This is a genomic window from Pseudomonas sp. AE27 (assembly GCF_037113495.1).
Lineage (GTDB): Bacteria > Pseudomonadota > Gammaproteobacteria > Pseudomonadales > Pseudomonadaceae > Aquipseudomonas > Aquipseudomonas palmensis.
This window is the reverse complement of record NZ_CP146966.1, coordinates 183,481-200,699: the sequence shown is the minus strand read 5'-3', so window position 1 is coordinate 200,699 and position 17,219 is coordinate 183,481. Positions and strand designations below refer to the sequence as shown.

The 17,219-nt window shown below is 62.8% G+C and carries 18 protein-coding genes; 5 read left to right on the top strand and 13 right to left on the bottom strand.

The annotated features are described in order from the left end of the window. The first annotated feature begins 72 nt into the window (after nucleotides 1-72). Complete coding sequence (locus V9K84_RS00930) at nucleotides 73-747, top strand: heavy metal response regulator transcription factor (protein WP_043862020.1); 675 nt, start codon at nucleotides 73-75, stop codon at nucleotides 745-747. Continuing rightward, nucleotides 744-2,123, top strand: coding sequence for a heavy metal sensor histidine kinase (locus tag V9K84_RS00925; RefSeq protein ID WP_088515485.1), 1,380 nt, complete (start codon nucleotides 744-746; stop codon nucleotides 2,121-2,123). Before V9K84_RS00930 ends, V9K84_RS00925 begins: the two co-directional genes overlap by 4 nt. Nucleotides 2,124-2,205: 82 nt before the next feature. On the opposite strand, the gene pdxJ is transcribed toward V9K84_RS00925, so the two are convergent. The 7 genes from pdxJ to lepA form a co-directional block, all read right to left on the bottom strand. Beyond that, the gene (gene pdxJ / locus V9K84_RS00920) at nucleotides 2,206-2,949 is read right to left on the bottom strand and encodes a pyridoxine 5'-phosphate synthase (RefSeq protein ID WP_054914771.1); all 744 of its coding nucleotides are present in this window, start codon (nucleotides 2,947-2,949) and stop codon (nucleotides 2,206-2,208) included. Between the two features lie 44 nt (nucleotides 2,950-2,993). Next, on the bottom strand, nucleotides 2,994-3,677 hold the full coding sequence (recO, locus tag V9K84_RS00915) for a DNA repair protein RecO (protein WP_043862023.1): 684 nt from the start codon (nucleotides 3,675-3,677) through the stop codon (nucleotides 2,994-2,996). A gap of 57 nt (nucleotides 3,678-3,734) precedes the next feature. Continuing rightward, complete coding sequence (gene era / locus V9K84_RS00910; protein WP_043862024.1) at nucleotides 3,735-4,637, bottom strand: GTPase Era; 903 nt, start codon at nucleotides 4,635-4,637, stop codon at nucleotides 3,735-3,737. Further along, nucleotides 4,630-5,319 carry a ribonuclease III gene (gene rnc / locus V9K84_RS00905; RefSeq protein ID WP_043862025.1) on the bottom strand — a complete coding sequence of 230 codons (690 nt, stop codon included), beginning with the start codon at nucleotides 5,317-5,319 and terminating at the stop codon, nucleotides 4,630-4,632. The genes era and rnc overlap by 8 nt, the downstream gene beginning before the upstream one ends. Beyond that, entirely contained in the window at nucleotides 5,316-5,456 is a 141-nt protein-coding gene (locus V9K84_RS00900) for a hypothetical protein (RefSeq protein WP_156326207.1), read from the bottom strand. The genes rnc and V9K84_RS00900 overlap by 4 nt, the downstream gene beginning before the upstream one ends. Nucleotides 5,457-5,552: 96 nt before the next feature. Next, the gene (gene lepB / locus V9K84_RS00895; RefSeq protein WP_043862027.1) at nucleotides 5,553-6,407 is read right to left on the bottom strand and encodes a signal peptidase I; all 855 of its coding nucleotides are present in this window, start codon (nucleotides 6,405-6,407) and stop codon (nucleotides 5,553-5,555) included. Between the two features lie 5 nt (nucleotides 6,408-6,412). Beyond that, nucleotides 6,413-8,212, bottom strand: a complete 1,800-nt coding sequence (gene lepA / locus V9K84_RS00890; RefSeq protein ID WP_043862028.1) for a translation elongation factor 4 — start codon at nucleotides 8,210-8,212, stop codon at nucleotides 6,413-6,415. Between the two features lie 178 nt (nucleotides 8,213-8,390). Between lepA and V9K84_RS00885 the strand changes: the two genes are divergently transcribed. Continuing rightward, nucleotides 8,391-9,674, top strand: a complete 1,284-nt coding sequence (locus tag V9K84_RS00885; protein ID WP_168186863.1) for a hypothetical protein — start codon at nucleotides 8,391-8,393, stop codon at nucleotides 9,672-9,674. Between the two features lie 71 nt (nucleotides 9,675-9,745). Here V9K84_RS00885 and V9K84_RS00880 read toward each other — a convergent pair whose 3' ends face one another. From V9K84_RS00880 to rpoE, 4 genes are all read right to left on the bottom strand, one after another. Then, entirely contained in the window at nucleotides 9,746-11,176 is a 1,431-nt protein-coding gene (locus V9K84_RS00880) for a DegQ family serine endoprotease (RefSeq protein WP_043862030.1), read from the bottom strand. A 249-nt stretch (nucleotides 11,177-11,425) separates the two neighbouring features. Beyond that, nucleotides 11,426-12,391 carry a MucB/RseB C-terminal domain-containing protein gene (locus V9K84_RS00875; protein ID WP_043862031.1) on the bottom strand — a complete coding sequence of 322 codons (966 nt, stop codon included), beginning with the start codon at nucleotides 12,389-12,391 and terminating at the stop codon, nucleotides 11,426-11,428. Between the two features lie 12 nt (nucleotides 12,392-12,403). Then, the gene (locus V9K84_RS00870; protein ID WP_043862032.1) at nucleotides 12,404-12,997 is read right to left on the bottom strand and encodes an RseA family anti-sigma factor; all 594 of its coding nucleotides are present in this window, start codon (nucleotides 12,995-12,997) and stop codon (nucleotides 12,404-12,406) included. Nucleotides 12,998-13,028: 31 nt separating this feature from the next. Beyond that, nucleotides 13,029-13,610, bottom strand: a complete 582-nt coding sequence (rpoE, locus tag V9K84_RS00865) for an RNA polymerase sigma factor RpoE (RefSeq protein ID WP_010220971.1) — start codon at nucleotides 13,608-13,610, stop codon at nucleotides 13,029-13,031. Nucleotides 13,611-14,059: 449 nt separating this feature from the next. Between rpoE and nadB the strand changes: the two genes are divergently transcribed. After that, nucleotides 14,060-15,664, top strand: a complete 1,605-nt coding sequence (gene nadB, locus V9K84_RS00860) for an L-aspartate oxidase (RefSeq protein WP_088515487.1) — start codon at nucleotides 14,060-14,062, stop codon at nucleotides 15,662-15,664. Nucleotides 15,665-15,766: 102 nt separating this feature from the next. After that, nucleotides 15,767-16,495, top strand: a complete 729-nt coding sequence (locus V9K84_RS00855) for a hypothetical protein (RefSeq protein WP_088515488.1) — start codon at nucleotides 15,767-15,769, stop codon at nucleotides 16,493-16,495. 19 nt (nucleotides 16,496-16,514) lie between these two features. On the opposite strand, the gene V9K84_RS00850 is transcribed toward V9K84_RS00855, so the two are convergent. Together V9K84_RS00850 and V9K84_RS00845 are read right to left on the bottom strand one after the other, a co-directional pair. Beyond that, complete coding sequence (locus tag V9K84_RS00850) at nucleotides 16,515-16,967, bottom strand: protein YgfX (RefSeq protein ID WP_088515489.1); 453 nt, start codon at nucleotides 16,965-16,967, stop codon at nucleotides 16,515-16,517. Then, complete coding sequence (locus tag V9K84_RS00845) at nucleotides 16,951-17,208, bottom strand: succinate dehydrogenase assembly factor 2 (RefSeq protein WP_043862035.1); 258 nt, start codon at nucleotides 17,206-17,208, stop codon at nucleotides 16,951-16,953. The genes V9K84_RS00850 and V9K84_RS00845 overlap by 17 nt, the downstream gene beginning before the upstream one ends. Between the last annotated feature and the right edge of the window lie 11 nt (nucleotides 17,209-17,219).

Here is a 17,219-nt window from a genome sequence, read left to right as displayed (position 1 = left end):
ATGCGCGACACGCCTTGACCCTGAAGTGACTCAAGGGTTGAGAATTGCCGTTTTGCACGCCGCGAGTACCCCATGCGCCTATTGATCATCGAAGACGAAGTCCGTACCGCCGAGTACCTGCAGCAGGGCCTGAGCGAGAACGGCTACATCGTCGACTGCGCCGCCACCGGCATTGACGGCCTGCACCTGGCCCGCCAGCACGCCTACGACCTGGTCATCCTCGATGTCAACCTGCCGCAGCTCGACGGCTGGAGCGTGCTGCAACGCCTGCGGGCGGAGTCCTCGACCCGTATCATGATGCTGACCGCCCACGGCCGGCTCTCGGATCGGGTCAAGGGCCTGGACCTGGGCGCCGACGATTACCTGCTCAAGCCGTTCGAGTTTCCCGAACTGCTGGCACGCATTCGCAGCCTGTTGCGGCGCAGCGAGCAGAACCTGGCGCCGGCCACGCTCAGGGTCGCCGACCTTGAGCTGGACCCCAGCCGCCACCGCGCCTACCGGCGCAACCAGCGTATCGACCTGACGGCCAAGGAGTTCGCCCTGCTGCACCTGCTGATGCGCCAGAGCGGCGAGGTGCTGTCGCGCACGCAGATCATCTCGCTGGTGTGGGACATGAACTTCGATTGCGACACCAACGTGGTGGAGGTGTCGATCCGGCGCCTGCGGGCCAAGATCGACGACCCCTTCGAGGACAAGCTGATCCACACCCTGCGCGGCGTGGGCTATGTGCTGGAAGCGCGCGAATGAAACCGGCACGACTGTCGTTGCGCCTGGGCCTGAGCGTCAGCCTGATGGGCGCGGCGCTGGTGCTGCTGCTGGCGAGCCTGGCGGTACTGGCGCTGGACCACGAACTGGACAACCGCGCCCGCAAGGTGCTGGCACGCAAGATGGAGCAGATCGAGCACAGCCTGGGAGTGGACCTGAAGGCCAGCGACCTGGGCTCGCGCGCCCACCCCCTGCTCGACCTGGTGATGGGCCACGACGACCTGAGCCTGAACATCATCGCCCAGACCGGACGCCACCCGGCCCTGTTGAGCCTGGGGCCTGCAGTGGAGGCCGAGCCGCTGCGGCGTATCGCGGCCGGGACAGCGCTGGGCTACAGCGAATGGCAGGACAGCGCCGAGGCCCGTCTGATGACCGCCGCGCGCCTGATGACCCTGCGTGACGGCACCCCGGTGCGGGTACTGCTGACGCTGAACCGGGCCGACGACCTCGGCCTGCTGCAGGCCTACCTGCGTTCGACGTTGCTGGCGTTGCCACTGCTGTTGCTGCTGATCGGCATTGCCGCCTGGAAGCTGGTGCAGCGTGGTCTGCTGCCGCTGCGCAGGTTTCGGCGGATTGCCGCCCAGGTGTCGGCGCAGGAGCTGAGCCACCGCCTGCCCGAGGACAAGCTGCCCCAGGAACTGAGTGCCCTGGCACGCGGCATCAACGTGATGCTCGACCGGCTGGATGGCGGCGTGCAGCGTCTGTCGCAGTTTTCCGATGACCTGGCGCACGAACTGCGCACGCCGATCAGCAACCTGATGGGCAGGGCCCAGGTGACCTTGTCACGGGTGCGCTCGGCCGAGGACTACCGGGTGGCGCTGGAGGACAGCATCGAGGAGCTGACGCGCCTGAACCGGATCATCACCGACATGCTGTTCCTGGCCCAGGTGGACGCGCCGCGTCAGCAACTGGCGTTGAAGCCGGTGGCGCTGGCCGACGAGGCGCAACGGGTGGTGGAGCTGTTCGCGCTGAGCGCCGAATGCAAGGCGATCACCCTGAAGGTCAGCGGCTGGGGCACGGTGCAGGGCGACCGGCTGATGCTGCAGCGGGCGCTGTCGAACCTGTTGAGCAATGCAATTCGCCACAGCCCCGAGGGCCGCCTGGTGGAAATCGGCATCGAGCAGAGCGCACGGGGCGTGCAATGCTGGGTGCGCAACGAGGGGCCGGGGATCGAGGCGGTGCACTGGCCGCACCTGTTCGAGCGGTTCTACCGGGTGGGCTGCGGGCGCTCGCGGGTGGAGGGCGGCACGGGGCTGGGGCTGGCCATCGTGCAGTCGATCATGCAGGTACATGGTGGGCAGGTGGAGGTGAGCAGCGCGGCGCAGGGGCCTACGCGCTTCAGTCTGATATTTGGCTAGGCGGCTTCGCCGGCAAGGCCGGCTCCTACAGGAATCGCGGTGCTTGTAGGAGCCGGCCTTGCCGGCGAAGGTCACGACGCATTCAGCGGTTGCTGGCTGCCAGAATCAGCTGTTTCATCTCGCTGACCGCACCCTTGAAGCCCACGAACAACGCATGGGCCACCAGTGCATGGCCGATGTTCAGTTCGTTGATGCCCTTGATCGCCGCCACCGGCTCGACGTTGTGGTAGTGCAGGCCATGCCCGGCATTCACGATCAGCCCCTGGGCCAGGCCGAAGGCCACGCCATCGGCCACGCGCTGGAGTTCTTCGGCCACCTCGGCGGGGGTCTGCGCATCGGCGTAACGCCCGGTGTGCAGTTCGATCGCCGGCGCGCCAACACGGCGCGAGGCCTCGATCTGGCGCTCGTCGGCATCGATGAACAGCGACACCTCCGACCCCAGGCGCGACAGGCGCTCCACCGCCGCCTTGATCCGCGCCTCCTGCCCCGCCACGTCCAGGCCACCTTCGGTGGTCAGTTCCTGGCGTGTCTCGGGCACCAGGCAGATGTGCGCCGGGCGAATGCGCTCGGCAAACTGCATCATCTCTTCGGTGACGCCCATCTCGAAGTTCATGCGCGTCTGCAGCACCTCGCTCAGTACCAGCACGTCACGGTCCTGGATATGCCGGCGGTCTTCGCGCAAGTGCACGGTGATGCCGTCGGCACCCGCCTCTTCGGCGTCCAGCGCGGCCTTGACCGGGTCCGGATATCGCGTGCCACGGGCCTGGCGCAGGGTCGCCACGTGGTCGATGTTCACGCCAAGGAGGATGCGGTTGCTGGTGGTCACGAAGAGACTCTCCTGAAAATTGAGCCTCACAGCATACGTCGTGATCAAGGCTTGCGAAACAGTTCCCGGCTGACCAGCGGGCGCCCGCCCAGGTGCACCGCCAGCGCCTGGCGCATCAGGCGCTTGGCCGCGCCCAGCGCGCCCGGCATCGACCACTCGGCCTCGGCCATGGCCAGCAGGTGCGCACCACTGAACAAGCCCGGCTGCACCAGGTACACCCGCTCCAGCCCCGCGTCCACCTGCAGGCGGTACAGGCCGTCGGCCACCAGCGGATCGCCATTGATGTCGTGCTCAAGCGCAAAGCCATAGCCCAGCTCGTCCAGCAGGCGCCATTCGAAGGCACGCAGCAACGGCTCCAGCGGGCGCCCCGCGCCCAGTGCCTGCAAGGTGGCAGCGTACTGCTCGAACATCACCGGGTGCGGGTCTTCGGCCTGAAGCAGGCGAATCAGCAGCTCATTGAGGTACAGCCCGCTGAACAGCGCGTCGCCGTTGAGCCAGACCGCCACGCCTGCGCTGTCCATGCGACCGACATTCTTGAGCTCGCCGCGCCCATGGAACTGCACCTCCAGCGGCACGAACGGACGCGCCAGGCTGCCGGCCTTGCCGCGCGCACGACGCAGCACGGCGCGCAGGCGCCCCTGGGGGGTAAGGAAGTCGACCAGCGCACTGGTTTCACGGTACGCCCGGCTGTGCAGCACGAAGGCCGGTTGGCCGTCTGGCATGTCCATGATTCAGCGCTTCACGAAGAGGTGGGCCCGACACCGGTCGGTGTCGGGCCAGGGCAATCAGAGGTCGCCGTAGCCCAGCGAACGCAGGGCGCGCTCGTCGTCGGACCAGCCACCCTTGACCTTGACCCACAGGTTCAGCATGACCTTGGCGTCGAACAGCAGCTCCATGTCCTTGCGCGCCTCGGTGCCGATACGCTTGATGCGCTCGCCCTTGTCGCCAATGATGATCTTCTTCTGGCCGTCACGCTCGACCAGGATCAGTGCATGGATATGCAGCACGTTGCCCTGCTGCTTGAATTCCTCGATCTCGACGGTGATCTGGTACGGCAGCTCGGCGCCGAGCTGGCGCATGATCTTCTCGCGTACCAGTTCGGCAGCCAGGAAGCGGCTGCTGCGGTCGGTGATCTGGTCTTCGGGGAAGAAGTGCTCGTTTTCCGGCAGGTGCTTGGCAATCAGCGCTTCGAGGGCATCGAGGTTGTGCCCGTGCTGCGCCGAGACCGGCACGATCTCGGCGTTGGGCAGTTGCTCCTGCAGCCATTGCAGGTGCGGCATCAGCTCGGCCTTGTCCTCGATGCGGTCGGTCTTGTTGATGGCCAGGATCACCGGGCCCTGCACGTACTGCACGCGCTCGAGCACCAGTTGGTCCTCGTCGGTCCACTTGGTGCGATCGACCACGAAGATCACCACGTCGACGTCTTTCAACGCCGCCGAGGCGGTACGGTTCATGTAGCGGTTGAGCGCCTTCTCGTTGCCCTTGTGCATGCCGGGGGTATCGACGTACACCGCCTGCACATCACCTTCGGTCTTGATCCCGAGCATGTTGTGGCGGGTGGTCTGCGGCTTGCGCGAGGTGATCGCGAGCTTCTGCCCGAGGATGTGGTTGAGCAGCGTCGACTTGCCCACGTTGGGGCGGCCGACGATGGCGACGTAGCCGCAACGGGTAGTGTTCTGTTCAGTCATTGCCATTCTCCACGCCCAGGGCGATCAGTGCTGCGGCGGCCGCGACCTGCTCGGCGATACGCCGGCTCACGCCCTGCCCTCGGCTTTTTTCAGTCAACAGGGTCACTTCGCATTCGACGAAAAACGTCCGGCAATGGGGTTCACCCTGGATATCCACCACTTCGTAGCGGGGCAGTTCGCAGGCCCGCGACTGCAGAAACTCCTGCAGGCGGGTTTTCGGGTCCTTGTTGGTGTCGACCAGGGTCAGGCTCTCGAACTCACCGGCCAGCCATGCCAGCACGCGATCGCGTGCGGTGTGCATGTCCGAGTCCAGGTAGATCGCACCGATCAGCGCCTCGAGGGCATCGGCCAGGATCGACTCGCGCCGGAACCCGCCGCTTTTCAGCTCGCCCGAGCCCAGGCGCAGGTACTCGCCCAGGTCGAAACCGCGGGCCAGCACGGCCAGGGTTTCACCCTTGACCAGCCGGGCGCGCAGGCGCGACAGCTGGCCTTCGCGGGCCTGGGGGAAGCGCTCGAACAGGGCCTCGCCGGCGACGAAGTTGAGGATCGCATCACCGAGGAACTCCAGCCGTTCGTTGTTGCGGCCGGCAAAGCTGCGATGCGTGAGGGCCAGCAGCATCAGCTCCTGGTTCTTGAAGGTGTAGCCGAGCTGGCGCTCGAGGCGGCTCAAGGAAACGCTCACAGTGTACCCACGCGCTGTTCGTGGTCGATTTTCAGCAGCGGCGCCAGGGCGCCGGGCTCACACAGTTCTGTCCGGCTCGAAGCCGACGGGGTTAACGCGTTGTTCAAATGCAAATCCTGAAAGACGGTTTTGTTCATGCCTGACGTCCGGCCGGGGCGCGTCTTGTGGACGCCCTTGTACAGCCTATGCCAGAAAAGCATTCGGCGCTGTCGAAGGACAGCGCCGTTAGGGTGTTACTTGATCAGGCCAACCCGCGAAAGGCTCGGGAAGTGGCTGAGCTTGGGCTCTGGCCAGCTCATCCAGATGGCGAAGGCCTTGCCGACGATGTTCTTGTCGGGAACCATGCCCAGCAGCTCCTTGGGAATGTTGGGGTCATCCCAGTAGCGACTGTCGTTGGAGTTGTCGCGGTTGTCGCCCATCATGAAATAGTGCCCGGCAGGCACCACCCACTGCTGGTCCGGCGGCATGCGATAGCGGCTCATCTCCTTGCGGATCAGGTGCTCGGCCTCGCCCAGCTTCTCCTTGTACAGTTCGGCGCTGCCCAGGGTGCCCGGCTCGCTGCCGACCAGTTGCTCGGCAATCGGCTGGCCGTTGACGAACAGACGCTTGTCGCTGGTGTAGCGCACCTGGTCGCCCGGCAGGCCGACCACACGCTTGATGTAGTTGACGTTCGGGTCGCTCGGGTAGCGGAACACCATCACATCGCCACGCTGCGGGTCACCGACCTCGATGACCTTCTTGTCGATCACCGGCAGGCGGATGCCGTAGGAGAACTTGTTCACCAGGATGAAGTCGCCCACTTCCAGGGTCGGCTTCATCGACCCCGAAGGGATCTGGAACGGCTCGACCAGGAACGAGCGCAGCACCAGCACGATGAACAGCACCGGGAAGAACGACTTGCCGTACTCGACCAGCAACGGCTCCTTGTTCAACTGCTCGACCACCGCCATCTCAGGCTGGCTGACGCTGCCCTGATAGGTGTTGATCGCCGTGCGCCGGCGCGGGGCCAGGAACAGCAGATCGATCAGGGCCAGCAGTCCACACACGGCAACGGCGATGACTAGCAACAGCGGGAAATTTAGTGACATAGGACCTAGCTATCCAACCTGAGCACGGCGAGGAAGGCTTCCTGTGGAATTTCCACGTTGCCCACCTGTTTCATGCGTTTCTTACCGGCTTTCTGCTTTTCCAACAGCTTGCGCTTACGGCTAACGTCGCCACCGTAGCATTTGGCCAGTACGTTCTTTCTGAGCGCCTTGACAGTGGTACGCGCCACAATCTGCCCGCCAATGGCGGCCTGGATTGCCACATCGAACATCTGCCGCGGGATCAGTTCCTTCATCTTCTCGGTCAACGCGCGGCCTTTGTAGTGCGCATTGTCACGGTGCACGATCAATGCCAGGGCATCGACCTTGTCGCCGTTGATCAGTACATCGAGCTTGACCAGGTTGGCCGACTGATATCGGTCGAAATGGTAGTCCAGCGAAGCATAGCCGCGGCTGGTGGATTTGAGGCGGTCGAAGAAGTCCAGTACCACTTCGTTCATCGGCAGGTCGTAGCGCACCTGCACCTGGGAACCGAGGAACTGCATGTCGCGCTGTACGCCACGCTTCTCGATACACAGGGTGATGACGTTGCCCAGGTGCTCCTGCGGCACGAGGATGGTGGCGGCCACGATCGGCTCGCGGAAGTCTTCCACCGACGACACGTCCGGCAGCTTGGACGGGTTGTCGACGTAGATGGTTTCACCGGTCTTGAGCTTGACCTCGAAGATCACGCTCGGCGCGGTGGTGATCAGGTCCAGGTCGTACTCGCGCTCCAGGCGCTCCTGGATGATCTCCATGTGCAGCATGCCGAGGAAGCCGCAACGAAAGCCGAAGCCCAGTGCGTCGGAGCTTTCGGGCAGGTACTGCAGCGACGAGTCGTTCAGGGTCAGCTTTTGCAGCGCGTCACGAAAATCTTCGAAATCTTCGGAACTGACCGGGAACAGGCCGGCATATACCTGGGGCTGGATACGTTTGAAGCCTGGCAGCACTTCCACGTCGGGCGTGGAGCTGAGGGTCAGGGTGTCACCGACCGGTGCACCGTGAATGTCCTTGATGCTGGCGATGATGAAGCCCACTTCGCCGGCCTTGAGGTCGGCGGTGGCGGTGTGCTTGGGGTTGAACACGCCCACGCTGTCGACCAGGTGCACCTTGCCGGTGGACTTGACCAGAATCTTGTCGCCCTTCTTGACCCGGCCATGGCGCACGCGCACCAGGGACACGACGCCCAGGTAGTTGTCGAACCAGGAGTCGATGATCAGCGCCTGCAGCGGTGCATCGATGTCGCCGGTAGGGGCCGGAATGGTCTGCACCAGGCGCTCGAGCACCTCGTCCACGCCCATGCCGCTCTTGGCACTGCAGGCCACGGCGTCGGTGGCGTCGATGCCGATGATCTTCTCGATCTCGTCCTTGACGCGGTCCGGATCGGCCTGGGGCAGGTCCATCTTGTTCAGTACCGGCATGACCTCCAGGCCCTGCTCGATGGCGGTGTAGCAGTTGGCGACCGACTGGGCCTCCACGCCCTGGCCGGCATCGACCACCAGCAGCGCGCCTTCGCAGGCGGCCAGCGAACGGCTGACTTCATAGGTGAAGTCGACGTGGCCGGGGGTGTCGATGAAGTTCAGCTGGTAGGTGATGCCGTCGTTCGCCTTGTAATACAGGGTAACGCTATGGGCTTTGATGGTGATCCCGCGCTCGCGCTCGAGGTCCATGGAGTCAAGTACCTGCGCTTCCATCTCGCGCGCGGTGAGGCCACCGCACATCTGGATGAAACGGTCGGCCAGGGTCGACTTGCCATGGTCAATGTGGGCGATGATGGAGAAATTGCGGATATGACTCAAATCACTCACGGGTCAACACTCAAAAAGGCTGCGGGGCGAACGCCCGCCGAAAAATAGCCGGGAATTGTACCTTATGAAGGGGCCAGCCGCCACGCCCGCCCCTCCAGTTTCATGGTGCCTGATATTTCTGTCAGTAGATGGCCGCTCGCGCAGACCCGAATATAGGGCACCAGACGGAGAAATGGCCATGGCACATATTCAACCAGCAGTCCCCGGAAGCCCCGACACGAGCTTTGGTGACAACGGCGAGCGCTCCCTACCGCAAATTGCGGACACCGATCGTTTCATCACTGATGTGGCAATACACGATGACACGATCACCGTGTGTGGCCTGACCGGCGACCACGAGCAGTCCCGCTACACCTTGCTTCGCTTCGATGAAAAAGGTGACCTGGACCCGACGTTCGGCGACGACGGGATAGTGTTCGGGACATTCGACCCGGTGGCCGAATCGGGCGCGGAAGCCATCGTCGTCGAAGCCAGCGCGAAGATATGGATGCTGGGATGGATGAACAGCGCCGGCAAGCCCTACAGGCTGGTGGTGGCACGTTTCGACGCGCAGGGCGCGTTGGACACCAGCTATGCCTCACCCCACGGTTACCTTGCCCTGGATCAGGACAGCAGCCTTCACCTGAAGCTGCATTCCACCTCACTCCAGCTGCAGGCCGGACACCTGCTCGCCAGTGCTACGCTGGAGTCGGACTGGCTGGCTACCCATGCTTGCGTCTATCGACTGGATCTTGCCGGCAATGCCGGTTTCCCGAGCGGTCAGTTCATCGAGATCACGCACCCCTACGGGACGGTGCAGATCGCCAATGTCATTGCGCAGGAAAGTACATTTCTCGTTGCCGGGACCTTGCGCAACGGGCCTGATACCCGAGGCTTCGTCGCACGCTTCAGAAACGACGGCACACCCGACCCGTCCTTTGGCGACCGATACGGTTTCAAGCTGTATGAATCCCCGCTGTCACGCTGGCTGCGCTGGTTGCCACGCTGGCTCCACTGGCTTGCTCCGCGTCGAAACGCCAACATCCGCTTCAACACGCTGATTCAACGCCCCGATGGCCACCTGATCGTCGCGGGGAACCTGCCCGGCGAGCGCCCCGAAGACACCAACGCCATGACCTGGCAGTTCGATGCCGAAGGTGTGAGGGACGCGACCTATAACCACGGCAACCCGACGGTGCTGACCTTCGACACGCACACCGAAGACGAATGGGAAGCCGCAGCGCTGCACCAGGACGGCAAGCTGGTGGTGTTTGGCCTGGGCGGTCAGCGCATCTACCGTGCCCGCTATACAGCCCATGGCCGACTGGATACTGCCTTTGGCAACCAAGGTATCGCCTTCCAGGACTACCTCAAGGACAGAAAGATGATCGCCGTCGCAATGACGCCCGCCGCCACACTGCTTGGCTTGAACAGCCGGCACGCATGGGGTTTCTCCGGTCTTCTGGCACGCTTTCGCAATTGACTGCGCGCCCATGAAAAAGCCCGACGCATCGGCGTCGGGCTTTTTCTTACCGCGACCTTCTCGGTCAGGCCTTACTCGGCCAGCTTGAAGGTGATGAAGCTGGCACGGCCCTGACGCAGCACGCGCATCGATACCGAACGGTTCTTCGGCAGTTCCTTGGCGATTTCGGTGAAGTTCTTCGCCGACAGGATGGCCTGGTTGTTCAGGTGGCTGATGACGTCACCGGGACGCAGGCCGATCATCGCGGCCGGACCATCCTGCACTTCCTTGATGACCACGCCGCCCTTGAGCTCCAGAGTCTTTTTCTGCTCTGCGGTCAGGTCGGCTACCGATACACCCAGGCGGTTGCTGCTGCGCTCGACACCGCCATTGGCACCGGTGGTCACGTCCTGATCTTCATCGGGCAGTGCACCGATGGTCACGTCCAGGTTCTGGCGCTTGCCGTTGCGGATGATTTCCAGCTTGGCCTTGGCGCCATCTTTCAGGCCACCGACCAGGTGCGGCAGGTCAGCCGACATGACGATCGGCTGACCGTTCATGCTCAGGATCACGTCGCCCACCTGCAGGCCGCCCTTGGCTGCCGGACCATCTTCCAGCACCTGGGCTACCAGCGCGCCGGCCGGTTTGTCCAGGCCGAAGGATTCGGCCAGGTCCTTGTTGACCTCCTGGATCACCACGCCCAGCCAGCCACGGCTGACCTTGCCGTCCTTTTTCAGCTGGTTGGATACATCCAGTGCAACATCGATCGGGATAGCGAACGACAGGCCCATGAAGCCGCCCGAGCGGGTGAAGATCTGCGAGTTGATGCCGACCACTTCGCCATTCATGTTGAACAGCGGGCCACCGGAGTTACCCGGGTTGATCGCAACGTCGGTCTGGATGAACGGCACGTAGGTGTCGTTGGGCAGGGTGCGGCCCTTGGCGCTGACGATACCCTTGGTCACCGAGTGATCGAAGCCGAACGGCGAACCGATGGCCAGTACCCACTCGCCCACCTTGAGTTTCTCGGAGTCGCCCAGCTTGACCGTGGGCAGGTTCTTGCCATCGACCTTCAGCAATGCCACGTCGGTACGCGGGTCGGTGCCGACCAGCTTGGCCTGCAGTTCACTGCGGTCGGACAGGCGCACGATGATTTCATCGGCATCGGCCACCACGTGGTTGTTGGTGAGGATGTAGCCGTCGGCCGAAATGATGAAGCCCGAACCCAGCGACTGGGCCTCGCGCTGACGATCGCCACGGGGTGAGCGCGGGGCTTGCGGCATGTTGCGTTCGAAGAACTCGCGGAACATCGGCGGCAGGCCTTCGAGGTCAGGCATCTGACCCGCGGCATACTTGCGATCAGGCAGCTTCTGCTTGGTACTGATGTTGACCACCGCCGGCGAGGCCTGCTCGACCAGGGTGGTGAAATCAGGCAGGGCTTCGGCCTGGGCGTTGAGCACCTGCCCGAGCATGAGCACGGCGGCGAACAGCGACAGATAGGATTTCAAGCGAGGTATTGACATACGGCTCCCGTCACAACGAGCGTGGTTAAGCAGTAGGGACCAGCCAACGCACAAAGCCCGGCAACATCCTCGAAAGGCTGCGACCAGGCTCGGTGGATCGGCATTGTTGATGCTGCAACAGCAGTAAAGGCCAGCCCCCGAAAGAACTGACCTATAGATAAATCTGGAGAATTTTGCAAATTCGAAGGCTTACGAATCATGTCAACGCCTTGGCGGCCCATCGATCATCAACGCATTACCTGTGGCTCGTCATTGGCTGGCGTGGGCGTCTTGGGCACGCATCGACAAGGCGACCCGCTCGGCGGTACCGATGGGGATCTCCCCTACCACGGTGACCACCACATCCCCCTTGGGCGTGGTCAGCCGGCGCGAAACCGCGACCGTCGGGCCAAGCTGGGTACGGGCGTCGATGCCCGAATTGCCTGCAACCGGCTCCAGAAACACCGAGAAGCGTGCCAGGCCATCATCGTACATCAGGCTGCTGACGATGCTCTTGTGCTCCGGATCCTTGCGTACCGCGCTGTTGACCAACTCGAAGCCCGGTGGCAACCAGTCGGAACGCCATCCCGATGCGGCCTCGGCAACCTGCTGAGTGGCCTGGGCCACCGGCTTGCAGTTGCTGCTTGGCTGCAGTTGGGCATCGTCCGGCGCCTTGTCGGTCTCCAACCGGGTGAACTGGAAGCGCTCCAGCAGTTGCTCCTTGTCGTTGAGCAGCAACGACTTGAGGGGCAACCCCGACTGTCGATCCAGGTGCAGCTCGAAGGCATAACGATGCTGATCGCGCGGCCTGAGGGTGATGATCTCGACCTCGCGACCGGCCACCCGGGAGCGCCCTGCCACACTCAGGTCGTACCAGTTCATAAGCTTCAAGGGGTCCAGCACACGGGGCGAAGACTGCGCCGCATTGCCCACTCCGCGGGCCAGGGCGCCGCTCACGCACTGGGTACGTCCATCTACCCGCACAACCTCAAGGGCTGGGCCATCGAGTTGCAACAAGCGTTCACGAACCTTGCCCTCCTGCACCCGATGCCAGATGTCATGGGTGGAAAAGCTGCCGTTACGCTCGTAGACGAAAGTACCCTGATAACTCTGCTGCTGCTCGGCCTTGGCCAGACGGTTGAGCCAGTCTGCGGCATCAGTGGAGGAGTTGGCGGCCAGGGCCGGCACCGACAGACATCCTCCGAGCAAGAGCGGTAGTAGAGTTGGCGCGCGCATGATCCTCCTTACTCAGCGATTTTCCAGGCTGGCCGCACGGGCATAAGGCAGAGCACTTTCAGTCCCTTCCACGGCGGCTTCCTGTGCATGCTGGCGCAGGTAGCCCGGCAGACGTTCGTCCTGCCAGCCGCTCTGACCTTGCAGCACGCCATTGGCCATCGGGCCGGTCGGCTGTTCGGCACTCTCGGTGTAGCCTGCCAGTACTGCCGGGCCTTGCACCTGAGGTACGGTCACGCCTTGCTGCACAGGCTGCTGGGCAGCCAGTTGGGCACCGCTGATGTCGTCCTGGTTGTACAGGCGTACACCTGCCAGTACTGCAACGGTCACCGACGCTGCAACGGCCAGACGACCCAGGCTGCGCCATGGACCACGGGCAACCTTGACCGGCGTAGCTTCGTCAGCCAATGCGGCACTGACCGCGGCGGCGATATCCAGTTTTGGCAGCAGCAGTTCCTTGTGCATCGCTGCTCGGGCAACCTGGTAACGCGACCAGGTGGCACGGGTTTCATTGTCGTCGACGGCATTCAATACCCGACGCAACTCCAGTTCGTCCGCTTCGTTATCCATCACCGCGGACAGCGATTCCTGCAAAGCTTCACGACTCATGGCGGTTCCTCTCTTGGCTGTCGCCGCTGTCTCAGGTTTCCTGCAACAACGGCTGCAGGGCTTTATCTATGGCCTCCCGAGCGCGGAAAATTCGAGAGCGCACGGTACCCACCGGACACTGCATGACGCTCGCAATGTCCTCGTAACTCAGACCATCGAATTCACGTAAAGTTAACGCCGTACGCAAATCTTCTGGCAGCTGCTGGATGGTTCGGTGGACGGTGCCCTCGATTTCATCTCGTAACAGCGCGCGCTCTGGTGACTCGAGATCCTTGAGGCCATGATCGCCATCGTAAAATTCCGCATCCTCGGAACTGACATCACTGTCTGGCGGCCGTCGACCGCGGGATACCAGATAGTTTTTCGCCGTGTTGATCGCAATGCGGTACAGCCAGGTATAAAACGCACTGTCGCCACGGAAATTGCCAAGCGCACGGTAAGCCTTGATGAACGCTTCCTGTGCCACATCCTGGGCTTCATGGGTGTCGTGCACAAAACGCACGATCAACCCGAGAATCTTGTGCTGATACTTCAGCACCAACAGATCAAACGCTCGCCTGTCGCCACGCTGCACGCGCTCGACAAGCTGCTGATCCTCTTCCTGGGTTAGCATGAACACTCCTCGGTGGACCTGGAGGAGTGCTGCAGCGGCCATCGTTCAGGCTTGCAACCATAGACTCGGGCTTTTCGCAAAAGTTCTCCCCTCCAAGCAAGTTTCCTGCGGCCCTTGAACGGCTCGCACGAAAAACGCAGCACGGTCACGGCCGGCTGCGTCAATATTCTGGTCTCGTGTACGCAGGCAGAGCCGATATCAGCCCCAGGCCTCCCGTCGCCGCCGCGTCCTGGCATGCAGGCAACCTTCTATGGATAGGCAGGGTTCCAGGAAAGTTCCCACATGCAAGCATCAGGTCGCACCGCACGTCATGGAAATCAGGCCCTCGAGGCTGTTATAAAGGCAACCCAGCCCGTTTCACGATAGTTTCACAATGCCATAAACACCTGACTATTGTGCCGATACCCCCGTCCTTATACTAGTGGTCGCCTCGCTCGGATATCCCTGACATGAGCCAACAATTCCAACATGACGTTCTGGTGATCGGCAGCGGTGCCGCCGGCCTGAGCCTGGCCCTGAACCTGCCGGCGCACCTGCGCATCGCCGTACTGAGCAAAGGCGAGCTGGCCAACGGCTCGACCTTCTGGGCACAGGGCGGTGTTGCCGCCGTGCTCGACGACACCGACACGGTACAGTCCCACGTGGAGGATACGCTCAATGCCGGCGGCGGGCTGTGTCATGAAGACGCGGTGCGCTATACGGTCGAGCACAGCCGCGAGGCGATCCAGTGGCTGATCGACCAGGGCGTGCCGTTTACCCGTGACGAACAGGCCGGCGTCGATGAACGCGGCTTCGAGTTCCACCTGACCCGCGAGGGCGGCCACAGCCACCGGCGCATCATCCACGCGGCCGACGCCACTGGCGCGGCGATTTTCACCACGTTGCTGGAGCAGGCCCGCCAGCGCCCGAACATCGAGCTTCTGGAACAGCGCGTGGCGGTCGACCTGATCACCGAGCGGCGCCTGGGCCAGGCCGGCGAGCGCTGCCTGGGGGCCTATGTGCTCAACCGTGCCAGCGGCGAGGTCGACACCTTTGGCGCCCGCTTCACCGCGCTGGCCACCGGCGGCGCGGCCAAGGTCTACCTCTATACCAGCAACCCGGACGGCGCCTGCGGCGACGGAATCGCCATGGCCTGGCGCGCCGGCTGCCGGGTGGCGAACCTGGAGTTCAACCAGTTCCACCCCACCTGCCTGTACCACCCGCAGGCCAAGAGCTTCCTGATCACCGAAGCACTGCGCGGCGAAGGCGCCCTGCTCAAGCTGCCCAACGGCGAGCGCTTCATGCCGCGCTTCGACCCGCGCGCCGAACTCGCCCCGCGCGACATCGTGGCCCGCGCCATCGACCATGAGATGAAGCGCCTGGGCGTCGACTGCGTGTACCTGGACATCAGCCACAAGCCTGCGGAGTTCGTCAAAAGCCACTTCCCGACCGTGTACGAACGCTGCCTCACCTTCGGTATCGACATCACCACCCAGCCGATCCCGGTGGTACCGGCGGCGCACTACACCTGTGGCGGGGTGATGGTCGACGACCACGGCCAGACCGACGTACCGGGGCTCTATGCCATTGGCGAAACCAGCTTCACCGGCCTGCACGGTGCCAACCGCATGGCCAGCAACTCGCTGCTCGAATGTTTCGTCTACGGCCGCTCGGCGGCAGCCGACATCCTCGCCAGGCTCGACAGCGTGGCCATGCCCCAGGCCCTGCCCTGCTGGGATGCCAGCCAGGTCACCGATTCGGACGAAGATGTAATCATTGCGCACAACTGGGACGAGCTGCGCCGGTTCATGTGGGACTACGTCGGCATCGTGCGCACCAGCAAGCGCCTGCAGCGCGCCCAGCACCGGGTACGGCTGCTGCTGGACGAAATCGACGAGTTCTACAGCAACTACAAGGTCAGCCGCGACCTGATCGAGCTGAGGAACCTTGCCCAGGTGGCGGAACTGATGATCAGGTCTGCCATGGAACGTAAGGAATCTCGGGGTCTGCACTACACGCTGGACTATCCAGACATGCTGCCAGAGGCAATGGACACGATCCTTGTCCCAAGATGACTACGCGGGGGCTCACTCCAACAGTTCGCCCCTCCCCCAACGCATTCGACCCCGCAAATCCCGGGCTTCATCCACTTCATACATGAGTAAAGTTCACCCGTGATGTCAAACAGCAGACACCTTGCTTTCAGCCTCACTGCGATCATGGCTTCCTTGACGCTGACCGGATGCACCCAATACGCCCCTGGCTATGACGGCTGGACTTCAGACACCGTTGAAAAAGTTAAACATAATGCCAGGGCAAAGTTTTCGGATCTCAAGCATGAAGACGGCAAGCTTCTCGGCGTCGATTACCTCAAGTTCGACACTGCTGCCTATCAGGTCTCAGTCCAGGGCAGCGACCTGAAAACCGCGACGCAGTGCGAAAGTCCTCCCTACGTAAAGTTTCGAATGATCGGCACTGTCGCGCTGAAGACCTCCGTATGCCTGAACACACAGGGCGAAGTCAGTCGATTGATTTTCGACTACGTCGGCAGCAATCATTCCGACGTTCAGGAGATAGCCAACCTGGCTCAAGAAGAATTAAAGAGCAGGTACGGGAGTTCGATACCCGCAGCAACTGAAAAAGCGTTCATCACGAAAGGTGAGTACCACTCGATCTATTTCGCCCCTTCCCCTTCGCAAGAAGCGCTTTTGCAGTACAACTCGTTACTTGTGAGCGACTACATCACCAGCGCAAGCGCTGATTGGACTTACAACGCAAGCCATCAACCACGCAAGGATGTTCGCTTCGTCCTGGACATGAAGCTCAGGGATTACTCATCCATTCAAAAACAGGCTGCCGCCCGTCGAACCGAGCGATTGAAAGCCCTGCTGAACGCCAGTGAGTAAGTACCGCTATCGGTGATCACTACTCAACGGCCGCCCACCTACGCCGACTGAACTTCAACCGCAAGCGCAGGCGCCGGTGCAGCACCGGTTCCAGCGCATCGGGGGCGATGCACTGGCTCTGGCTGAACAGCCGCCCCGGCCGGCGATAACGCAGCACTACCAGGGCGGGCAAGGCGAGGCTGTCGCGGCGCAGTTGCACCTGCTGCCAGCCCGTGGCCGCGCTGAACAGGTGCCAGCCAGAAGGATCACGGCGCAGGCCGGTGACGGCACGCGGGTGGGTAAGCAGGATATGCCGGGGCACGACCCAGGCTGCGTGTGCCAGGCAAAGCGCCAGGCCAAGCAGGGTCATGTATAGCGAAATGGCCAGCAGGCACAGCGCGATCAGCGCCAGCAACTGGCATGCGAGGTAGGCCGCCAGCAGGGCCCGCGAGCCCTGCCAGCGACACTCGAAGCGGTCACTTGGGCTGGACACGGTCCAGGATCATGCGCACCATGCGCTGCAGCTCAGGGTCGTCGGACTCGCTGCGTTCCATGAACCAGCCGAACATGTCCTGGTCTTCACAGGTCAGCAGCCGGACATAGAGCGCGCGGTCGACGTCGTTCAAGGTGCTGTACACCTCCTGGGTAAACGGCACCAGCAGCACGTCCAGCTCCAGCATGCCGCGGCGGCTATGCCAGAAGAGCCGGTTGAGTTCAGATTGTTCGACGACCATGGAGCCCTCCT